The 18,954-nt window shown below is 71.4% G+C and carries 15 protein-coding genes; 7 read left to right on the top strand and 8 right to left on the bottom strand.

Annotated elements, in window-relative coordinates:
* Positions 1-4 precede the first annotated feature (4 nt).
* The 5 genes from G5C66_RS17860 to argC are packed head-to-tail and all read right to left on the bottom strand — an operon-like array spanning position 5 to position 4,596.
* On the bottom strand, positions 5-532 hold the full coding sequence (locus tag G5C66_RS17860) for an arginine repressor (protein WP_165112303.1): 528 nt from the start codon (positions 530-532) through the stop codon (positions 5-7).
* Positions 529-1,452 (bottom strand): ornithine carbamoyltransferase, encoded by a 924-nt coding sequence (gene argF / locus G5C66_RS17855; protein WP_165112302.1) that lies wholly within the window; start codon positions 1,450-1,452, stop codon positions 529-531. Before argF ends, G5C66_RS17860 begins: the two co-directional genes overlap by 4 nt.
* Positions 1,449-2,624, bottom strand: coding sequence for an acetylornithine transaminase (locus tag G5C66_RS17850; protein ID WP_165112301.1), 1,176 nt, complete (start codon positions 2,622-2,624; stop codon positions 1,449-1,451). Before G5C66_RS17850 ends, argF begins: the two co-directional genes overlap by 4 nt.
* Positions 2,621-3,562: an acetylglutamate kinase gene (gene argB / locus G5C66_RS17845; protein WP_420901745.1), complete on the bottom strand. Its 942-nt coding sequence runs from the start codon at positions 3,560-3,562 to the stop codon at positions 2,621-2,623. Before argB ends, G5C66_RS17850 begins: the two co-directional genes overlap by 4 nt.
* Positions 3,559-4,596, bottom strand: a complete 1,038-nt coding sequence (gene argC, locus G5C66_RS17840; protein WP_165112300.1) for an N-acetyl-gamma-glutamyl-phosphate reductase — start codon at positions 4,594-4,596, stop codon at positions 3,559-3,561. Before argC ends, argB begins: the two co-directional genes overlap by 4 nt.
* 109 nt (positions 4,597-4,705) lie before the next feature.
* On the opposite strand from argC, the gene G5C66_RS17835 reads away from it, so the two are divergent.
* From G5C66_RS17835 to G5C66_RS17820, 4 genes are all read left to right on the top strand, one after another.
* The gene (locus G5C66_RS17835) at positions 4,706-5,533 is read left to right on the top strand and encodes a maleylpyruvate isomerase family mycothiol-dependent enzyme (RefSeq protein ID WP_165112299.1); all 828 of its coding nucleotides are present in this window, start codon (positions 4,706-4,708) and stop codon (positions 5,531-5,533) included.
* A gap of 9 nt (positions 5,534-5,542) precedes the next feature.
* Positions 5,543-6,097, top strand: coding sequence for an LOG family protein (locus tag G5C66_RS17830; RefSeq protein ID WP_165112298.1), 555 nt, complete (start codon positions 5,543-5,545; stop codon positions 6,095-6,097).
* Positions 6,098-6,164: 67 nt separating this feature from the next.
* Positions 6,165-7,178, top strand: a complete 1,014-nt coding sequence (locus tag G5C66_RS17825) for an ATP-binding cassette domain-containing protein (protein ID WP_165112297.1) — start codon at positions 6,165-6,167, stop codon at positions 7,176-7,178.
* Position 7,179: 1 nt separating this feature from the next.
* Positions 7,180-7,998 (top strand): ABC transporter permease, encoded by an 819-nt coding sequence (locus tag G5C66_RS17820; RefSeq protein ID WP_165112296.1) that lies wholly within the window; start codon positions 7,180-7,182, stop codon positions 7,996-7,998.
* Here G5C66_RS17820 and G5C66_RS17815 read toward each other — a convergent pair.
* On the bottom strand, positions 7,980-10,979 hold the full coding sequence (locus G5C66_RS17815; RefSeq protein ID WP_206444241.1) for a BTAD domain-containing putative transcriptional regulator: 3,000 nt from the start codon (positions 10,977-10,979) through the stop codon (positions 7,980-7,982). The genes G5C66_RS17820 and G5C66_RS17815 overlap by 19 nt on opposite strands.
* Positions 10,980-11,070: 91 nt before the next feature.
* On the opposite strand from G5C66_RS17815, the gene G5C66_RS17810 reads away from it, so the two are divergent.
* Together G5C66_RS17810 and G5C66_RS17805 are read left to right on the top strand one after the other, a co-directional pair.
* Entirely contained in the window at positions 11,071-12,093 is a 1,023-nt protein-coding gene (locus G5C66_RS17810; protein WP_165112294.1) for a beta-eliminating lyase-related protein, read from the top strand.
* 51 nt (positions 12,094-12,144) lie between these two features.
* Positions 12,145-14,337 (top strand): acyltransferase family protein, encoded by a 2,193-nt coding sequence (locus G5C66_RS17805; protein WP_165112293.1) that lies wholly within the window; start codon positions 12,145-12,147, stop codon positions 14,335-14,337.
* 80 nt (positions 14,338-14,417) lie between these two features.
* Here the strand turns inward: G5C66_RS17805 and pheT are convergent, their stop codons facing one another.
* Positions 14,418-16,913: a phenylalanine--tRNA ligase subunit beta gene (gene pheT / locus G5C66_RS17800; RefSeq protein ID WP_165112292.1), complete on the bottom strand. Its 2,496-nt coding sequence runs from the start codon at positions 16,911-16,913 to the stop codon at positions 14,418-14,420.
* Positions 16,910-18,016, bottom strand: a complete 1,107-nt coding sequence (pheS, locus tag G5C66_RS17795; protein WP_165112291.1) for a phenylalanine--tRNA ligase subunit alpha — start codon at positions 18,014-18,016, stop codon at positions 16,910-16,912. Before pheS ends, pheT begins: the two co-directional genes overlap by 4 nt.
* Before the next feature lie 119 nt (positions 18,017-18,135).
* On the opposite strand from pheS, the gene G5C66_RS17790 reads away from it, so the two are divergent.
* On the top strand, positions 18,136-18,933 hold the full coding sequence (locus tag G5C66_RS17790; protein ID WP_165112290.1) for an ABC transporter ATP-binding protein: 798 nt from the start codon (positions 18,136-18,138) through the stop codon (positions 18,931-18,933).
* Positions 18,934-18,954 lie beyond the last annotated feature (21 nt).

Genomic DNA, 18,954 nt, shown 5'->3' with positions numbered 1-18,954 from the left:
AGCTCTACTGAATGTCTGTCGTCTTGCCGGCGAGGCTGAGAAAACGCTCGACGAGCGCCGCTCCGCCCTTCGGCTCGCGGCCGATGACGAGCACGGTGTCGTCGCCGGCGATGGTGCCGAGGATGTCGGGATACTCGGCCCGGTCGATCGCGGAAGCGAAGTACTGGGCTCCGCCCGCAGGGGTACGCAGCACCACCAGGTTGGCACTCCCGTCGGCGCTCACCAGCAGCTCCCGGGCGAGTCGGCCGAGCTTGCTGCGCCCGCTCGCGGACTCCCCCGGCGCCACCGCGGTGCGGTCGCCGCCCTCACCGGGGACCGCGTAGACCAGCGCCCCGGAGGGCGCTCGCACCTTGACCGCGTCGAGCTCGTCCAGGTCGCGCGAGAGCGTCGCCTGGGTGACGTTGACCCCGTGGGCCAGCAGCGCCTCGGAGAGCTCGGTCTGAGACCGGATCTCCCGGCTCCAGATGATGTCGACGATCAAGGACTGCCGGGCGCCCTTCGTCGCGGGCCGGTGGGTCTCGTTGGTCGTCATCGTCGCTCCCAGAGGAAGGCCAGGATCGCCTTCTGGGCGTGGCGGCGGTTCTCGGCCTCGTCCCACACCAGGCTCCGCGGCCCGTCCAGCACCTCGGCCTCGATCTCCTTGCCGCGGTAGGCAGGCAGGCAGTGGAGCACGACCGCCTCGGGGTCGGCGTGGCCGAGCAGCTCGGTGGTGAGCGCGTAGGGCGAGAACACCTCGACCCGGGCGGCCGCCTCGCTCTCCTTGCCCATCGAGACCCAGGTGTCGGTGATGAGTACGTCGGCACCCGTTGCCGCCGCGACCGGGTCAGAGGTCACCGAGACCGAGCCGCCGGTCTCCTCGGCGATCTCCTTGGCCCGGACCAGGACGTCCGCGTCGGGGGCGTAGCCCTCCGGCGCGCCGAACCGGACGTGCATCCCGGCGGTGGCCCCGGCCAGGGCCCAGGAGTTGCCCATGTTGCAGGCCGCGTCGCCGAGGAACGCCGCGGTCAGCCCGGACAGCGCCCCCTTGTGCTCCCGCAGCGTCTGCAGATCGGCGAGCAGCTGGCAGGGGTGGAACTCGTCGGTGAGCGCGTTGACGACCGGCACCCCGGAGTGGGCGGCCATCTCCTCGAGGTCGCTCTGCGCGAACGTACGCCACACGATCTCGCCCGCCTGCCGGCCGAGCACCCGGGCGACGTCGGCCACGGACTCCCGCTCACCGATCCCGGCCAGGCGGCCGTCGACGAGCATCGAGTGGCCGCCGAGCTCGGCGATCCCGGAGGAGAAGGATGCCTGCGTACGCAGCGTCGGCTTGTCGTAGATCGTGGCCACGGTCACCGGGCCGGCGAGCGGCTTGGCGGCGTACGGGTCCTGCTTCATCGCCGCTGCGAGCGCCAGCACCACGCCCTGCTCGGTCGGGGTGAGGTCGTCGTCGCGAAGGAAGTGTCTGGTCACTTCGCCCCCTCCGCCTGGTCGAGGATGGCGGGCCAGGCGGCCAGCAGCGCCTCGGCGTCGTCCTCGGTGAGCACGAGCGGCGGCACGAGCCGGATCCGCTCGGGCGTGGCGTTGTTGAGGATGAAGCCCGCCTCGAGGGCGGCCGCGGCGACGGCACCCGAGTCGAGACCGGCGAGCACGACGCCGATGAACAGCCCCTCGCCGTCGACCCGCGCGACCCGCGGGTCGGCGGCGAGCCCGTCGCGCAGCTTCTGGCCGAGCACGGTGACGTGCTCGAGGAGTCCCTCGGACTCGATCGTCTCGATCACCGCGAGACCGGCGGCGCAGGCGACCGGGTTGCCACCGAAGGTGGTGCCGTGGTTGCCGGGCTCGAAGAGCGTGGCCGCGCGGCCGAGGCCGATGCAGGCGCCGATCGGGAAGCCGCCGCCGAGGCCCTTGGCCAGGGTGACGATGTCCGCGGTCACGCCGGAGGTCTCGTGGGCGAACCAGCGGCCGGTGCGGCCGAGACCCGACTGCACCTCGTCGAGCCACAGCAGCGCGCCGTGCTCGTCGGCGACCGCTCGCGCGGCCGCCAGGTAGTCGGCGGGCGGCACGATGACGCCGGCCTCACCCTGGATCGGCTCCAGGATGATCGCGGCGGTCTCGTCGGTCACCGCGGCCGCCAACGCGGACGCGTCGCCGTAGGGGACGAAGGTGACCTCGCCCGGCAGCGGCTCGAACGGCGCCCGGTAGGCCTCCTTGGCAGTCAGCGCGAGCGCACCCATCGAGCGGCCGTGGAAGGCGCCCTGAGCAGCCACGATGTGGGTGCGGCCGGTGCGCCGGGTCAGCTTGAAGCCGGCCTCGTTGGCCTCGGTGCCGGAGTTGGCGAAGAACACCCGCCCGGTCTCCCCGCCGGGGACCCGGGCGAGCAGCGCCTCGGCCAGCTCGACCTGCGGGTGGGAGGTGAAGAAGTTGGAGACGTGACCCAGCGACTGCATCTGGGAGGTCACCGCGGAGACCAGGGCCGGGTGGGCGTGGCCGAGGGCGTTGACCGCGATGCCGGCCAGCAGGTCGACGTACTCCTTGCCGTTCTCGTCCCACACGTGGGCGCCCTCGCCTCGGGTGAGGACCAGCTTGGGAGCGCCGAAGGTGTTCATCAGGGAGGCGGCGTAGCGCTCTCCGTACGTGCTCATCTGTCCAGCTCCCTTGCCTTGCGGGTCTTGGTGGTGACGCCGGGGAGCACCTGGGTGCCGACTCCCTCGGCGGTGAACAGCTCCAGCAGCACGGCGTGCTGCTCGCGGCCGTCGACGACGGTGGCGCGCTTGACGCCGCCCTTGACCGCCTCGAGGCAGGCGCTCATCTTCGGGATCATCCCGCTGGCGAGGTCGGGGAGGATGCTCTCGAGGGCCTCGGGGCTGATCTCGCCGATGACCTCCTCGGGGTCGGGCCAGTCGAGGTAGAGACCCTCGACGTCGGTGAGGACCAGCAGCTTCTCGGCCTCCAGTGCGACGGCGAGGGCCGAGGCGGCGCGGTCGGCGTTGACGTTGTAGATCACGCCGTCGGCGTCGGGAGCGACGCTGGAGACGACCGGGATCCGGCCGGCCTCGATGATGTCGAGGACCGAGGCGGGAAGCACGTCGACGACCTCGCCGACCTGGCCGAGGTCGACCTCCTCGCCGTCGACGACCGTGCTGGCCGGCTCGGCGGTGAAGAGCCCGGCGTCCTCGCCGGAGAGCCCGACGGCCAGCGGGCCGTGCTCGTTGATCAGGCCGACGAGCTCGCGCTGCACCTGGCCGACCAGGACCATCCGGACCACGTCCATGGCCTCGGGGGTGGTCACCCGCAGCCCGCCGCGGAACTCCGACTCGATGCCGAGCCGGTCGAGCATGCTGGAGATCTGCGGGCCGCCGCCGTGGACGACGACCGGCTTGAAGCCGGCGAACCGCATGAAGGCGATGTCCTCGGCGAAGGCGCGCTTGAGGGTGTCGTCGGTCATGGCGTTGCCGCCGTACTTCACCACCACGATCTTGCCGTGATACTCCTTCAGCCACGGCAGGGCGCCGGCGAGGGTGCGGGCCTTGGCGGGGTCGGGGCGACCGGGTTCGTGCGAGACGGTCTCCAGATCGATCACGGGGCCACCCCTACGGTCGACAGGCCGGCGGCCTCCTCGAGACCGAGGGCGAGGTTCATGCACTGGATCGCTCCGCCGGCGGTGCCCTTGGCGAGGTTGTCCTCCGCCCCGACCACGACCAGCCGCCCGGCGGCCTCGTCGACGGCCACCTGCAGGTGGACCGCGTTGGAGCCGAGCACGGCCTGGGTCTGGGGCCACTGGCCCTCGGGGAGCAGGTGGACGAACGGCTCGTCCCCGTACGCCTTCTCGTAGACGCCGCGGGCATCCGCCGCCGTCACGCCGGACGCGAGCTTGGCCGAGCAGGTGGCCAGGATGCCCCGCGGCATCGGCACCAGGACCGGGGTGAAGGAGACCGACACCTCGCCGTCGACCAGCCCGGCGAGGTTCTGGACGATCTCGGGGGTGTGGCGGTGGACGCCGCCGACGCCGTAGGCGCTCACGTTGCCCATGACCTCGGCGCCGATCAGGTGGGGCTTGGAGGACTTGCCCGCGCCGCTGGTGCCGGTGGCGGCGACCACGACGACCTCGGGCTCGACGATGCCCGACTCGACGGCAGGGGCCAGGGCGAGGGTGGAGACCGTCGGGAAGCAGCCGGGCACCGCGATCCGGTTGGCCCCGGACAGGGTCTCCCGCTGTCCGGGAAGCTCGGGAAGCCCGTAGGGCCAGGTGCCGGCGTGGTCGGTGCCGTAGAACTTCGCCCACGTCTCGGCGTCGGCGAGCCGGTAGTCGGCGCCGCAGTCGATCACGACCACGTCGTCGGGCAGGCTCGCGGCGATCGGACCGGACTCCCCGTGCGGCAGCGCCAGGAAGACGACGTCGTGACCGGCGAGGGTCTCGGCGTTGGTGGGCTCCAGCACTCGGTCTGCCAACGGGAGCAGGTGGGGCTGGAGGCTCCCCAGGGTCTTGCCCGCGCTGGAGGCGGCGGTCAGGGCGCCGATCTCCACCTCGGGGTGGGCCAGCAGCAGCCTGAGCAGCTCACCTCCGGCATATCCACTGGCACCGGCGACGGCGACGCGCTTCTTCGTCATATGCATGAACATACGTCACCCTGCATGCATCTCGCAAAGCGTGTTCGCCCCCTGAGACAGCCGGAGAAGAAAACCCAGAGGCAGAGGAGGGGCTGTGACACCTATGGTTCGCTGCATGTCCCGTCTCACCCCCGCCGCCTACCTCGACCACATCCGGTCCGAGTCGGCCCGTTTCCGTGCCGTGCTGGCAGACACCGACCCCACGGCCCCGGTCCCCACCGCCCCGGACTGGACCGCCGCCGACCTGCTGTGGCACGTCGCCGCGGAGGTGCAGCACTTCTGGACGTACGTCCTGGAGAGCCGTCCCGCGGAGCCGACCGAGGAGACCTTCACCGAGCTCGAGCGCCCGCAAGACGCGAGCTACCAGGACCTCCTCGCCCGCTTCGACGAGCTCAACGCCAGGTTCATCAAGACCCTCGAGGAGACCGCGCCCGAGGAGCCCGCCTGGTCGTGGTCGAACGACCAGACCGCTGGCTTCACCTATCGCAGGCAGGCCCACGAGATCCTCATCCACCGCCTCGACGCCGAGCTCACCGCCGGCGCGGTGACGCCGCTCGACCCCGCGCTCGCCGCGGACGGGATCGACGAGCTCCTCGACGTGTTCTACGGCGGGAAGCCCGACTGGGCGACCTTCGCGGGCAGCGACGACCACGTGCGCGTCGACGCCGTCGACACCGACACCCGGACCTGGGTGCAACTCGGCCTCGTCTCCGGCACCCGCCCCAACGGCGACCGCCTCGAGAACGAGCCCGACATCAGCGTCGTCCCCGCCGAGGACGTCCCCGCCGGCACCGAGCCGGCCGTCGTCATCGAGGGGCCGGCCGCAGACCTCGACGCCTGGCTGTGGCGCCGGCGCGACGACGAGGGCATCCAGGTGACCGGCGACAGGGACATCTACGAGCGCTTCCGGGCGTTGACGAACCAGGCGATCACGGACGACTAATCTCTCCGCATGATCAAGCACCTGGCGGTCTTTCTCGGTTCCCGCGACGGCAACGACCCGACGCTCGCAGGAAAGACCTATGCGGTCGGAAAGGGGCTCGCCGAGCGCGGGATCGAGCTGGTCTACGGCGCGGGCGGCGGTGGCCTGATGGGCCAGATCTCGCAGGGCGCCATCGACGGCGGCGGCAAGGTCTTCGGCGTGATCCCGCGGTTCATGGTCGAACGCGAGTGGGGTCGCGTCGAAGGCGCGCCGGGGATGCAGACGATCGTGGTCGACACCATGCACGAGCGCAAGGCGATGATGGCCGAGCGGGCCGAGGCGTTCCTCGCCCTCCCCGGCGGGATCGGCACCCTCGAGGAGCTCTTCGAGGTCTGGACCTGGCAGACCCTGTCGCTGCACGGCAAGCCGGTCGGCCTGCTCAACATCGACGGCTTCTGGGACCCGCTCGTGGAGATGATGGAGCGCATCGCCGAGGCGGGGTTCCTGCACGGCTCCCCCGCCGAGTCGCTGGTGGTCGGCGACGACCTCGACGACGTGCTGGCGCGCCTGGACGCGGCCCGCTGAAACCCGCCGCAGCGTCGTGAAACCACGGTGAAGGCGCCCTGAAACCGGGGCCCTTCACCGTGGGAGCATGACAACCACCGAACTGGCCGTATCGGCCTCGGGTCTGGTCAAGACCTTCGGAGACTTCACTGCGGTCGACGGGATCGATCTCGAGATCCGCCGCGGCGAGGTCTTCGGCGTGCTGGGTCCCAACGGCGCCGGCAAGACCACCACCCTCAAGATGCTCGCGACCCTGCTCCCGATCGACGCCGGCAAGGCGGAGATCTTCGGGGTCGACGTCAAGGCGAACCCCCACCAGGTGCGCCAGCTCGTCGGCGTCACCGGCCAGTACGCCTCGGTCGACGAGAACCTCACCGCCACCGAGAACCTGGTCCTCTTCGGCCGGCTGCTCGGCATGTCGGGCAAGGCCGCCCGGGCCGCCTCCGAGGAGCTGCTGGAGTCCTTCGGCCTCCAGGAGGCCGCCAAGCGGCAGATCTCGAAGTTCTCCGGGGGCATGCGCCGCCGCCTCGACCTCGCGGCCTCGCTCCTGTCCCGTCCCCCGCTCATCTTCCTCGACGAGCCGACCACCGGCCTGGACCCGCGCACCCGCGGCCAGATGTGGGACACCATCCGTACGCTGGTCGCCGGCGGCTCCACCGTCCTGCTGACCACGCAGTACCTCGACGAGGCCGACCAGCTGGCCGACCGGATCGCGGTCATCGATCGCGGCGCCAAGGTCGCCGAAGGCACCTCGGAGCAGCTGAAGACCTCGGTCGGCAGCTCCACGCTCCACCTGCGACTGAGCGACAAGCACCAAGTGGCCGCCGCCGCTGCCGTGGCCGAGAAGGTCACCGGCGAGCGCCCGGTGCTGACTCCCGAGGCCGGCGGCGTCAACGTACCGCTGGCGGATGCCGACCGGGCCGCCGACGTGCTCATCGGCCTCCGCCACGCAGGCATCTCCATCACGACCGCCAACGTGCAGCAGCCGACGCTCGACGAGGTCTTCCTCGCCCTGACCGGCCACGGCACCGAGAGCGCCGAGAACCCGGACGGCCCCGCCCACGCCGCGAACCACACCGACATCCCCGAGGAGGTGGCCTGAGATGGCTGCACTGATCTCCACGTACGCCGTGGCCGACCGACCGCTCAAGGCCCACCCGGGTGTGGGTGAGACGATCAGCCAGACGCTGACCATGGCCCACCGGGCGTACCTCAAGATGATGCGCAACCCGGAGCAGTTCTTCGACGTGACGATCCAGCCGCTGCTGTTCACGGCGATGTTCGCCTACATCTTCGGCGGCGCGATCTCCGGGGACGTGAAGGCGTACCTACCGACCATCATCACGGGCATCCTCGCCCAGACGGCGCTGACCGCCTCGATGTCCCGCGGCACCCAGCTGCGCGAGGACATGGACAAGGGCGTCTTCGACCGGTTCAAGGCGCTCCCGATCGCGCGGATCGCGCCGCTGGCGGGTCCGGCGGTCGCCGACCTGCTGCGCTACGGGATAGCGGCGACGCTGACGATCGCGGTCGGCCTGGCGATGGGCTACCGTCCGGGCGGCGGGGTCGGCGGGGTGCTCGCCGGCTGGGCGCTGACGATCTTCGCGGGCTGGTCGCTGAGCTGGATCTTCACCTGGCTCGGCACGATCATGAAGTCCGCCGGGGGCGTCCAGGGCACCGGGATGATGATCATGTTCCCGCTGACCTTCCTCTCCCCCGCGTTCGTGCCGAAGGAGACCATGCCGGGCTGGCTGCAGGCCTTCGTCGACGTCAACCCGGTCACCCTGGTCATCAACGCCACCCGCGACCTGATGAACGCCGGCGACGTCACCCTGAGCGTCGTATGGGCTCTCGTGGGCTGCGCGGCGGTGGTCGCGGTCTTCGCGCCCATCTCGGTCAGGAGCTACAGCAAGTTCCTCTGAGCCACGCGCTCCACGACGTCGCGGGCCTCGTCCATCAGGGCGGGCCCGCGGCGCTCGCCGTACTCCGCCGAGATCCGCTCGAGCATGCCGGGCGCGAGCCGCTCGGCGTCGGCGACGGCGAGCTCCCAGCGCATGTCGAGGAACGATCGGGAGTAGCCGAACCGCTCGGCCAAGGCCACCAGCCGCACCGACTCGTCGCGCGGCAGCGCGTCCCGCAGCAGGCCCCACAGGCCCAGCGCGAGCAGCAGCATGCCGGTCACCGGGTAGTCCTGGCTGTGGCGCTCTTTGGAGACCAGGCGCGGCGCCTTCGCCATCAGTACGTCGAAGATGTCCGAGCCGTCGGCGCCCTCGCCGTGGCGCGCGCAGGCGACCACGGTGACCGCCTCGGCCGCCACCCGCCACGGCACCAGGTCGGGGTCGTCGGCATAACCCGGGAACGGCAGCTCGCCCATCGTCGCCACCACCTGACGGAACAGCGCCAGGCCTTCGCGAACCCGTCCCTCGGCCAGGAGGAGCTGCGCCCGGGCGCCGTGGACGGCACCACGGGAGCCGAAGCCGCCGCGCGGCTGCTCGTCGGAGAGCTCGGCGAGGATGTCGGCGGCCTCCTCGAGCCTCCCCTGCTCCACGGCGTACGTCACCAGGACCGCGTGGGTCTGGACGAGGTCGTCGTCGGCACCGAGACGGCGCAGGACCGGGACGGCCTCCTGGGCGTGATGGGCGGCCTCGCCGAGGCGGCCGAGCTGGGCGTAGAGGCCGCTGAGCTGAGCATGCAGCATCGCCCGCGGCCACGGCCCACCAGCGGTGCCGGTGAGGCGCAACGCCTCCGTCCCCGCGGCGATCGCGCCCTCGGGGTCACCGAGGTTCTCCCGCTCGTGGCTGAGGAAGGTGTAGGCGCGGGCGCGCACCTCGGGGTCGGGGTCGGCGACCAGGTTGGTCAGCTCCTCCGCCAGCGGCCGGCCGGGATCGCCGGACCCCGCGCGGGCGATGGTGGTGGCCATCGCCTGCATGACCTGGAGCATCACCCTCAGCTGCGGGTCGGCGGCATCGGCGCCGACCCGGTCGAGGATGGCCATCAGCCGCTCCAGGCCGGTCCCGCCGGTGACCGCGGCGCCGAAGAGCAGCAGCGCCAGGACCAGCCGGGTCTTCTCCAGGAGGTCGGCGGGCGGCTCCCACTCGGCGAGCAAGTCGGCGACCGGCCCGGCCAGCATGATCACGCGCTGGTGCTCGCCCGCGATGGTCCAGAAGACGCCGAGCGCGCAGAACAGCCGGATGACGTTCTCGGCCTCGTCGTCGGCGAGGACCTGGCGCAGGATGTCGGCCAGGTTGCTCTCCTCGGCGCGCAGCTCGTCCATGGCGTCGAACTGCTCCGGGGAGTAGATCCGACCCGCTCCGGCATCGGCGTACGCCGCGGCCCAGGCCCGCTGCGCCGCCCGGGCGGCGCCGTCCTCGCCGGCGTCGATCAGCTGCATCCGGCCGAACTCGCGCACGGTCTCGAGCATCCGGTAGCGGAAGCCCGTCGGCGCCTCGACGACGGTGAGCAGGGACTGGTCGACGAGCTCCTCGATCGCGGCGAACGCGTCGGCGCCGAGCATCGCCTCGGCGGCGGCGAGGGTGAACCCGTCGTGGAAGACCGAGAGCCAGCGCATCGCCCGCCGGTCGCGTTCGGAGAGGAGGTTCCAGGACCAGTCGATCACCGCGACCAGGGTCTGGTGGCGGTCGGGCGCGCTGCGGTCGCCGCCGCGGAGCAGCTCGAACCTGTTCTCCAGCCGCCGGGCGATGTCGTCGACCGACATCGCCCGCACCTTGACCGCGGCCAGCTCGATCGCCAGCGGCAGGCCGTCGAGACGGGTGACGATCTCGTCGACCCGGTCCTCGTCGAGATGGACGCCAGGTCGCGCGGCGACGGCTCGGCGCCGGAACAGCTCGCTGCCGTCGTACGTCCCGAGCCGGCCGAGCGGGTAGACCCGCTCCGCGCCGATGGCGAGCGGGCTCCGCGAGGTGGTCAGGACGGTCAGGTCGCGCACCGTCGCGACCAGGAACGCGACCAGGTCGGCGACGGCCGCCACGATGTGCTCGCAGTTGTCGAGCACGAGCAGCGTGGGCGGGCCGTCCAGCTGCTGCGCGATCCGGGAGCGTACGTCGGCCCGCTGCTCGGGAGTGAGCCGGTCGCGATGGGCGACCGAGTCACGGACGCCCAGGGCCGATCCGACCTCGCTGACCAGGTCGTCGGGAGCGGTCACGCCGACCAGCTCGACGACGTGGACCACCGGCTGCTCGGCGCCGTGGGCGATCACCTGGGCCAGGCTGGTCTTGCCCAGCCCGCCGGGCCCGAGGATCGTGACGACCCGCGAACCCTTGAGCAGCGCGGAGACTTCAGCGGTGTCCTGCTCGCGGCCGATCAGCACGTCGGTGTCGTGGCGCAGCCCCGAGCGCACCGGACGGTCGCGCGCGAGCAGCTCGGCATGGACCGCCCGCAGGCGCGGGCTCGGGTCGACGCCGAGCCCGTCGGCCAGCCCGGACCGGTACGTCTCGAACCGCTCCAGCGCCGCCGGAGCGCCGTGCACCGCGGCGAGCGCCCGCAGCATCGCCTCGGTGACCTCCTCGTCGGGATCGCTCCGGTCGAGTCGTTCGAGGAGCGGCAGCGCTTCGGCGTAGCGCTTCTCGGCGGCCAGCCGCAGCGCCTGCGGGCGTAGCGACCAGGCGTCGACCTCGTCCGTGTCGAGGCCGAGGCGGTAGCCCCGCGGCGTACGCTCGATCGCGCCGGCCGCGGTCGCGGTCCGGGCGCGGGAGACGACGACCTGGAGCGCCTTCGACGGGTTGGCCGGGACGTCGTCACGCCCCCAGATCTCCTCGACCAGAGCAGCCTCGGAAGCACCTCGCGGGCCGGCCTCCACCAACGCACGCAGCAGCGCCCGGGTCCGCTCGCCGGCCACAGGCTCACCTGCCCAGGTGACCTCGTCCAGCACACTCAGCGTCGTCACAGCCGCCATTCTGTCATAGCGATATATCGCGTACGTACGGGATTTCGGCCCTCCCTCGAACGAGTGGAGCCGTCATGGCGAGAATAGGACCGTGACCGTCGAACTGCGCTCTGACAACGCCGCCGCCGTCTCCCCCGCGATACTGGAGGCGATGGGCGCCGTCAACTCCGGCTCCGCGCTGGCCTACGGAGGTGACGAGGTGACCGCCGCGCTCCAGGACCGGGTCCGCGATCTCTTCGAGCACCCGACCGCGCGCGTCTTCCCCGTGCTGAGCGGCACCGCCGCCAACGCCCTCTCGCTCTCCGCGCTGACCCCGCCCTGGGGCTCGGTGGTGTGCCACGAGACCGCCCACATCCTCGGTTCCGAAGGCGGCGCGACGTCGTTCCTCAGCGGCGGCGCGGTGATGACGGGCATCGCCGGCGAGAACTACAAGTTGGCGCCCGAGGCCCTGCAGGCCCATCTCGACGGCGTACGTTGGGGCGACCCGCACCACTCCCAGCCGGCCGTCCTCTCGCTGACCTCGCCGTCCGACTACGGCACGGTCTATTCCGTCGCGGAGATCGCCGAGCTCACCGCGATCGCCAAGACCCGCGACCTGCGGGTGCACCTCGACGGGGCCCGCTTCGCCAACGCCGTCGTGGCCACCGGGGCCACCCCGGCCGACCTCACCTGGCGGGCCGGGGTCGACGTACTCTCCCTGGGCGCGACCAAGAACGGCGCCCTCTCGGCCGAGGCCATCGTCTGCTTCACCGACGCTCCCGCCGACGAGCTGGTCTACCGCACCAAGCGCAGCGGCCACGTCACCTCGAAGATGCGCTACCAGTCGGCCCAGCTGCTCGCCTACCTCACCGACGACCTCTGGCTCCGCAACGCCCGCAACGCCAACGAGAGGATGGCGGAGCTCGCCGAGGGCCTCCGGAAGGCCGGCGTACGCATCACCAACTCGGTCGACGCCAACCTGGCCTGGGTGGACCTCCCAGAGGAGACCGCCGACCGCCTGGAGGCTGCCGGCGTGCTGTTCCACCGCCTCGACGGCCAGGTGCGGTTCGTGACGTCGTGGCAGACCACGAGCGACGACGTCCTCACGGTTCTCGGGCTGCTGGGCAGCGCCTGATACCCGCGGGGGCCCACCCGTCGTGGCGAGGGTTGCTAGCCTCGCCCGCCTATGTCTTCTGACATCTCGGTCCCCTCGTCAGTCCCCACAGCTCCCCCGAAGACCCACGCACGACAACTGCGTGGCGACGTCCAAGGCCTTCGCGCCGTCGCCATCCTCACCGTCCTCGCCGCCCATGCGGGAGTCTCCTGGTTCGCCGGCGGCTTCGTCGGCGTCGACCTCTTCTTCGTGATCTCCGGCTTCCTGATCACCCAGCAGCTCGTCGGTGAGCTCGGCCGCACGGGCTGGATATCGCTGAGACGCTTCTACGCACGCCGGGCCCGGCGGATCCTCCCGGCCGCCACCCTCACTCTCGCGGCAACTGTGGTCGGTGCCGTTCTCCTGCTGGGACCGGCCCAGGTCGCCCCGCTCGCTGTCGACGCGGTCTGGGCCGCGGCGTTCGCCGCCAACATCCGGATGGCCGTCTCCGGGACCGACTACTTCCAGGCTGAGCTGCCGCCGTCGCCGGTCCAGCACTTCTGGTCGCTGGCGGTCGAGGAGCAGTTCTACCTGGTCTGGCCGCTCGTCGCGGTGATCTGCATCGTGCTGGCGGGCAGGATCGGCGCCTCCCGGCGCGGCGAGGGTGACGGACCGCAGGGCTCGGCGCGGGCGCGCCGGTTCCTCCTCGCCGCGATCGCGCTGATCACCCTGGCGAGCCTCGCCTGGTCGGTCGTCCACACGCCCGGCGAGGCCACCGCGGCGTACTTCTCCTCGCTCACCCGCGCCTGGGAGCTCGGGATCGGTGCGGGCCTGGCGATCCTGGTCACCAGCGGCCGGGTGATGCAGCGGCTCGCCGGCGCCCCCTGGGCCCGCGAGACCCTCGTCCTGGGCGGGCTCGCTGCGATCGTCCTCGCCTGCCTCGCCTACGACGAGGCCACCCCGTTCCCCGGTTACCAGGCGGCGCTCCCCGTGCTCGGCTCCGCAGCCGTCATCCTCGCCGGCGCGCTGCCCTCGGGAGAGACGACGCTCGGCGCCCGGCTGCTGTCGGTCCCGCCGATGCGGGCGATCGGCGACTGGTCCTTCTCGCTCTACCTGTGGCACTGGCCGCTCCTGGTCATGCCCGAGATCATCCTGCAGCGCGACCTCACCTGGCCCGAGCGCGGCCTGGCCGTCGCGGCCGCGTTCGTGCTGGCGTACGTCTCGTTCCGGCTCGTCGAGGCACCCTTCCGTGAGGGCGCCGTCTGGCGGCCGACCCGGCGAGCGCTGACGTTCTACCCGGTCAGCATCGCGCTGGTGGTGGTGATCGCGTTCGGTGGCACCGCCTACGCCGACTTCCAGGCGACCCGTGGCTCCTACCAGCCGGCGGTCACCCTCGCGGACGCGCCCGCGGCCGATCCCTCGCTGGATGAGCAGGAGGCGCTGGTGCGAGCCTCGGTGCTGGCCGCCCGCGACGACACGCCCGTCCCGACCGAGCTCCGGCCCGCGCTCACCGAGCTCGACTCCCTCAAGCCGCGCCGCACCCGGTGCGACTACACCGACGACACCGAGCGTGACCTGTGCGTCGACGGCGATCCCGACGGCAACCGGACGATGGTGGTCTTCGGCAACTCCCACGCCCTGCACTGGATCCCGACGTTGAACCGGATCGCGAAGAAGCACGGTTTCAAGACCTACTTCCTGGTCAAGAACCGGTGCGTCTCCGCCTCGATCACGACCGACCGTGGGGGCGAGAAGGACCCCTACACCGAGTGCGACGACTTCAACCGCTGGGCGTTCAAGCAGTACAAGCGCCTCGACGCCGACCTGACCGTCGTCTCCACCGCCCCGCCGATCCAGGGCGTCTACGACGAGGACGGCAGCTGGGTCGGTGAGCGCACCCGGATCGACGAGCTGATGCACCCGGCCTACACCGACTTCCTGCGCCGCGTGGACAAGCACACCGGACGTACGGTGCTGATCCGCGACATCCAGGGGTTCGACGCCAACGCCGGCACCTGCCTGTCCCGGCCCGGCGCCACCCTGGGCGACTGCCTGATGGGTGCGGTGGAGTCGCGGGAGACCTCGATCGACGTCCAGGTCCGGGCAGCGAAGCAGGTCGGCGTCGACGTGGTCGACATGAACTCCTACTTCTGCTGGGGCGGCTCCTGCCCCGCCGTCGTCGGTGACACCATCACCCACTACGACGGCACCCACATGTCCCGTCAGTACGCACCCCGGCTCGCCGAGCCGCTGGCCCGCCGGATGGGGCTCCGCACCCACGGCTAGCGGCCTTCCGACGACTCCGACAACGCAGAGAGGGCCGCTCGCGACGACTCGCGAGCGGCCCTTCTCGGTTCAGGCGATCCTCAGCGCTGGACGGCGCCGGTGAGCTCGGCCGCCCTCGCAACCGCGGCATCGCGGGCAGCCGCGGTCTCCTCGGCCTTGAGGGTGCGATCGGGAGCGCGGAAGCGGAGCGCGAAGGCGAGCGACTTCTTGCCCTCGCCGACCTGGTCGCCCTCGTAGACGTCGAAGAGCCGCACGGTCTCCAGCAGCGGGCCGGCGCCCTCGCGCAGCGCCGCCTCGACGGCCGCCACGGTGACGTCGGTCGACACGGTCAGCGCGACGTCCTCCTTGGCCACCGGCATGGTCGAGAAGACCGGGCCGGCAGCGGTGGCGGGCACCTTCGAGATCAGGAAGTCGAGGTCGATCTCGACCGCCGCGGAGCGGGCCGGCAGCCCGAACGCCTTGCAGACGTTGGGGTGCAGCTCGCCGGCGTGGCCGAACTCGACCCCGTCGACCGAGACGACCGCGCAGCGACCCGGGTGCCAGGGCGCCCGCGACGCCGAGGCGACCTCGACCGGGACACCGAGCTCGGTGCCCAGGCGGCGGACGACGTCGATGGCGTCGGCCCACGAGGCAGTCTCGGCGGAGCCCCACCAGCCACCCCGCGTACGCTCCCCGGCGAGGACGACGGCGAGGTGCAGCGGCTGGCGCGGGATCGCGGCGAGCAGCTTCTCCAGCTCCTCCTCGGACGGACGCCGGTCGACACCGTAGATCGGCGCAGCCTGGTCGACCGGGAACGCGACGGTCGCGGTCTCGAACAGGGCGACCCCGTCCTGACCTCGGGAGACGTTGCGGGCGGCGACCTTCAGCAGCCCCGGCAGGAGCGTCGTGGTGTAGCCCGGCTCCTCGCTGCTGAGCGGGTTGGCCAGCTTGACGGTGTGGCGCAGGACATCGTCGGCGGGCAGCCCGAGACGGTCGAAGTCAGCCTCGCCCACGAACGGGAAGTCGACGACCTCGACCAGCCCGGCGCCGGCCAGCGTGCGGCCGATCCGCCGACGCAGCTGCTGGGCGCGGGTCAGGCCGCGACCGGTCGCTCGGCGCGGCAGCACCGAGGGAACCTTGTCGTAGCCGACGATGCGGGCGACCTCCTCGACCAGGTCGTAGGGGTCGACCAGGTCGGTCCGGTAGGTCGGGACCTTCGCGGTCAACGAGTCACCCGAGACGCTCACCTGGCAGCCGACGAGCTCCAGCGACTTCACCACCGTCTCGACGGACACGTCGATGCCGATGATCCGGGCCGGCAGGTCGGTGGCGATGGTGATCTCGGTCAGCGGGGCGCGCGTCTGCGGCGAGGCGGTCGGGCCGACCTCGGTCACGCCCTCCTCGACCACGCCGCCGCCGTACTCCACGAGCAACTCGACCACGCGCTGGGCGGAGACCGGCGGCAGCAGCCGGTCGGTGCCGCGCTCGTTGCGCTTGCCGGCCTCGGAGGTCAGCTTGTGGCGACGCCCGGTGCGGAACATCGAGCGCGGCTCCCAGTGAGCCACCTCGACCAGGACGTCGGTGGTGGACTCGGAGACCTCGGTCGAGGCACCACCCATGACCCCACCCATGCCGATCGGGCCGGAGTCGTCGCAGACGACCAGGTCCTCCGGGTCGAGGGCGCGGACGGTCCCGTCGAGGGTCTCGAGCTTCTCCCCCGCGTTCGCGCGCCGGACCACGATCGGGCCCTGCAGCTTGGCGCGGTCGTAGGCGTGGATCGGCTGGCCGAGCTCGAACATCACGTAGTTGGTGACGTCGACGGCCAGGGAGATCGAGCGTACGCCGACGGCCTCGAGCCGCTTCTTGATGAAGTCGGGCGTCGGGGCGGTGGGGTCGAAGCCGGTGACGGTGCGCGCGACGAAGTAGTCGCACCCGTCGGTGTCCTCGATCTGGACCGGATAGCCGGTGTCGTTGGCCACCGGCGTGTCCCGCTGCGCCGGGTCGTGGAACGGTACGTCGAACCCGAGCGCCGCGTCGCGCGCGATGCCACGCATCGAGAGCGCGTACGCCCGGTCGGGGTTGATCTCGAACTCGATGATCTCCTCGCCGAGCCCGAGCACCTCGCGGGCGTCGGTGCCGGGCGCCGGAGCATCGGCCGGGAGCACGATGATGCCGTCGGCCTCCTCCCCCAGCCCGAGCTCACGGGCGGAGCAGATCATGCCGGCCGACATGTGGCCGTAGGTCTTGCGCGCGGAGATCTGGAAGTTCCCCGGCAGCACGCCGCCAGGCAGGATCACGACGACCTTGTCACCAGGCACGAAGTTGTGCGCACCGCAGACGATCCCCTGCGGCTCGCCGGTGCCGTTGGCGTCACCGACGTCGACGGAGCACCAGTTGATGACCTTGCCGTTCTTCTGCGGCTCTTTCTCGGCGGTGAGCACCTGGCCCACCACGAGCGGACCCTCGATGCCGGCACCGGATGTCTCGATGGCCTCCAGCTTGAGGCCGAGCGCGGTCAGCCGGTCGGTGATCTCCTCGATGCCGAGATCGGCCGGCAGGTCGACGTACTCCTTGATCCAGGAGAGGGGCGCCTTCACAGTTCACTCCCGAAAGCAGTAGTAAGCCGGACGTCACCCTCGAACAGGGTGCGCAGGTCGGACAGGCCGGTGCGGAACATCAGCGTGCGGTCGATGCCCATGCCGAACGCGAAGCCGCTGTACTTCTCCGGGTCGACGCCGCACGCGACCAGGACGCGCGGGTTCACGATCCCGCAGCCGCCCCACTCGATCCAGCCCTCGCCCTTGCAGGTGCGGCACGTGACGCCATCGATCACCTGCGCGCCACGGCAGACGAAGCAGGTCAGGTCGACCTCGGCCGACGGCTCGGTGAAGGGGAAGTACGACGGCCGGAACCGGGTCACGATGCCCTCGCCGAACATCTGGGTGGCGAAATGGTCCAGGGTGCCCTTCAGGTTGGCCATCGAGATGCCCTCGTCGATGGCCAGCCCCTCGACCTGGTGGAACATCGGCGAGTGGGTCGCGTCGTACTCATCGGTGCGGAAGACGCGTCCCGGGCACACGACGTAGATCGGTGCCTCGCGGGTCAGCATCGTGCGCGCCTGGACGGGGCTGGTGTGGGTCCGGAGGACGACGTGGTTCTCCGCAGGCTCGGTCCAGAAGGTGTCCTGCATCGTGCGAGCCGGGTGGTCCGGGCCCAGGTTGAGGGCGTCGAAGTTGAGCCACTCGGCCTCGATGAGCGGACCCTCGGCGACCTCCCAGCCCATCGCCACGAAGATGTCGGCGATGTATTCGGCTCCGGTGGTGAGCGGGTGCCGCCCGCCGGCCGGGACGCGGTCGGTCGGGAGCGTCACGTCGACGGTCTCCTCGACCAGCATCCGCGCCTCGTGCTCGGCCTCGAGCACCTTCTGCCGCGCCGCGAGCGCCTGGTTGACCGCGCCGCGGGCCTTGCCGACACGCTGGCCGGCCTCCTTGCGCGCGGCCGGGGGCAGCGCGCCGATCTCACGGTTGGCCAGGGCCAGCGGCGAACGGTCGCCGGCGTGGTCGAGCCGTGTCTGCTTGAGCTCCTCGAGACTGTTCGCGGCGTCGATGGCCTTCAGCGCAGCGTCGCGCGCAGCCTCGACCTCTTCAGCCTTCAAGGGAGTGACCTCTACCGGGTCATAGTCGGTGTTGGGACCGGACATCACTGGCTTTCGTCGCATCGAGTGTGTGAGCGACAGTCTAGGAATCCGGCGGCCCGGGACGCGAACCGGTAGTCGGTCCCCCTGGACAGCGCCGGATGTTCTTAGGATAGCCTCACCTCATGCCTGCTGCGCTCTCCGGACACGAGCTGGTCCTCGGCTATGCCCGTGCCACCGTCGTCCATGGGGTCTCCATCGGCCTCGAGGCGGGGCGGGTCACCGCTCTCATCGGCCCGAACGGCTCAGGAAAGTCGACCGTGCTCCGCTCCCTCGCGCGGTTGCACCGGGTCTCGTCCGGGTCGGTCTCCCTCGACGGCGACGACAGCGCTCCGCTGGGCGCGCGCGAGTTCGCGCGCCGGGTGACGCTGTTGTCCCAGTCGCGGCCGCACCCCTCCGGCCTGACCGTCCGCGACATCGTCGGGTTCGGGCGCCACCCCCACCGCCGGCGCTTCGCCGCCCTCACCGAGGACGACCTGGCCAGCATCGACCGCGCGATGGAGCTGACCGGCACCGCGCGGATGGCGGACCGGCCGGTCGACCAGCTCTCCGGTGGCGAGCTGCAGCGCGTGTGGCTGGCCAGCTGCCTGGCCCAGGACACCGGCGTGCTGCTGCTCGACGAGCCCACCAACCACCTCGACCTGCGCTACCAGGTCGAGATCTTGGACCTGGTCCGTGACCTTGCGGACCATCATGGGACGGCCATCGGCGTCGTCCTGCACGACCTGAACCAGACCGCCGCCGTGGCGGACCAGGTCGTACTGCTGCACCAAGGCGTTGTGCACGCCACCGGCGAACCCGCTGACGTGCTCACCGCCGAACACCTCTCCAAGGTGTACGGGCTCCCGATCGAGGTGACCTCCGATCTGGAGACCGGGCGCGTCCGGGTCGAGCCACGCGGCAGGCATCACGCCCGGCGCTGACGCCGGCGGACACGAAGAGGA

The sequence above is a fragment of the Nocardioides turkmenicus genome (assembly GCF_011045035.1).
Classification (GTDB): Bacteria; Actinomycetota; Actinomycetes; order Propionibacteriales; family Nocardioidaceae; genus Nocardioides; species Nocardioides turkmenicus.
Note: the sequence above shows the minus strand (reverse complement) of the source record. Positions and strands in the feature narration are given on the sequence as shown.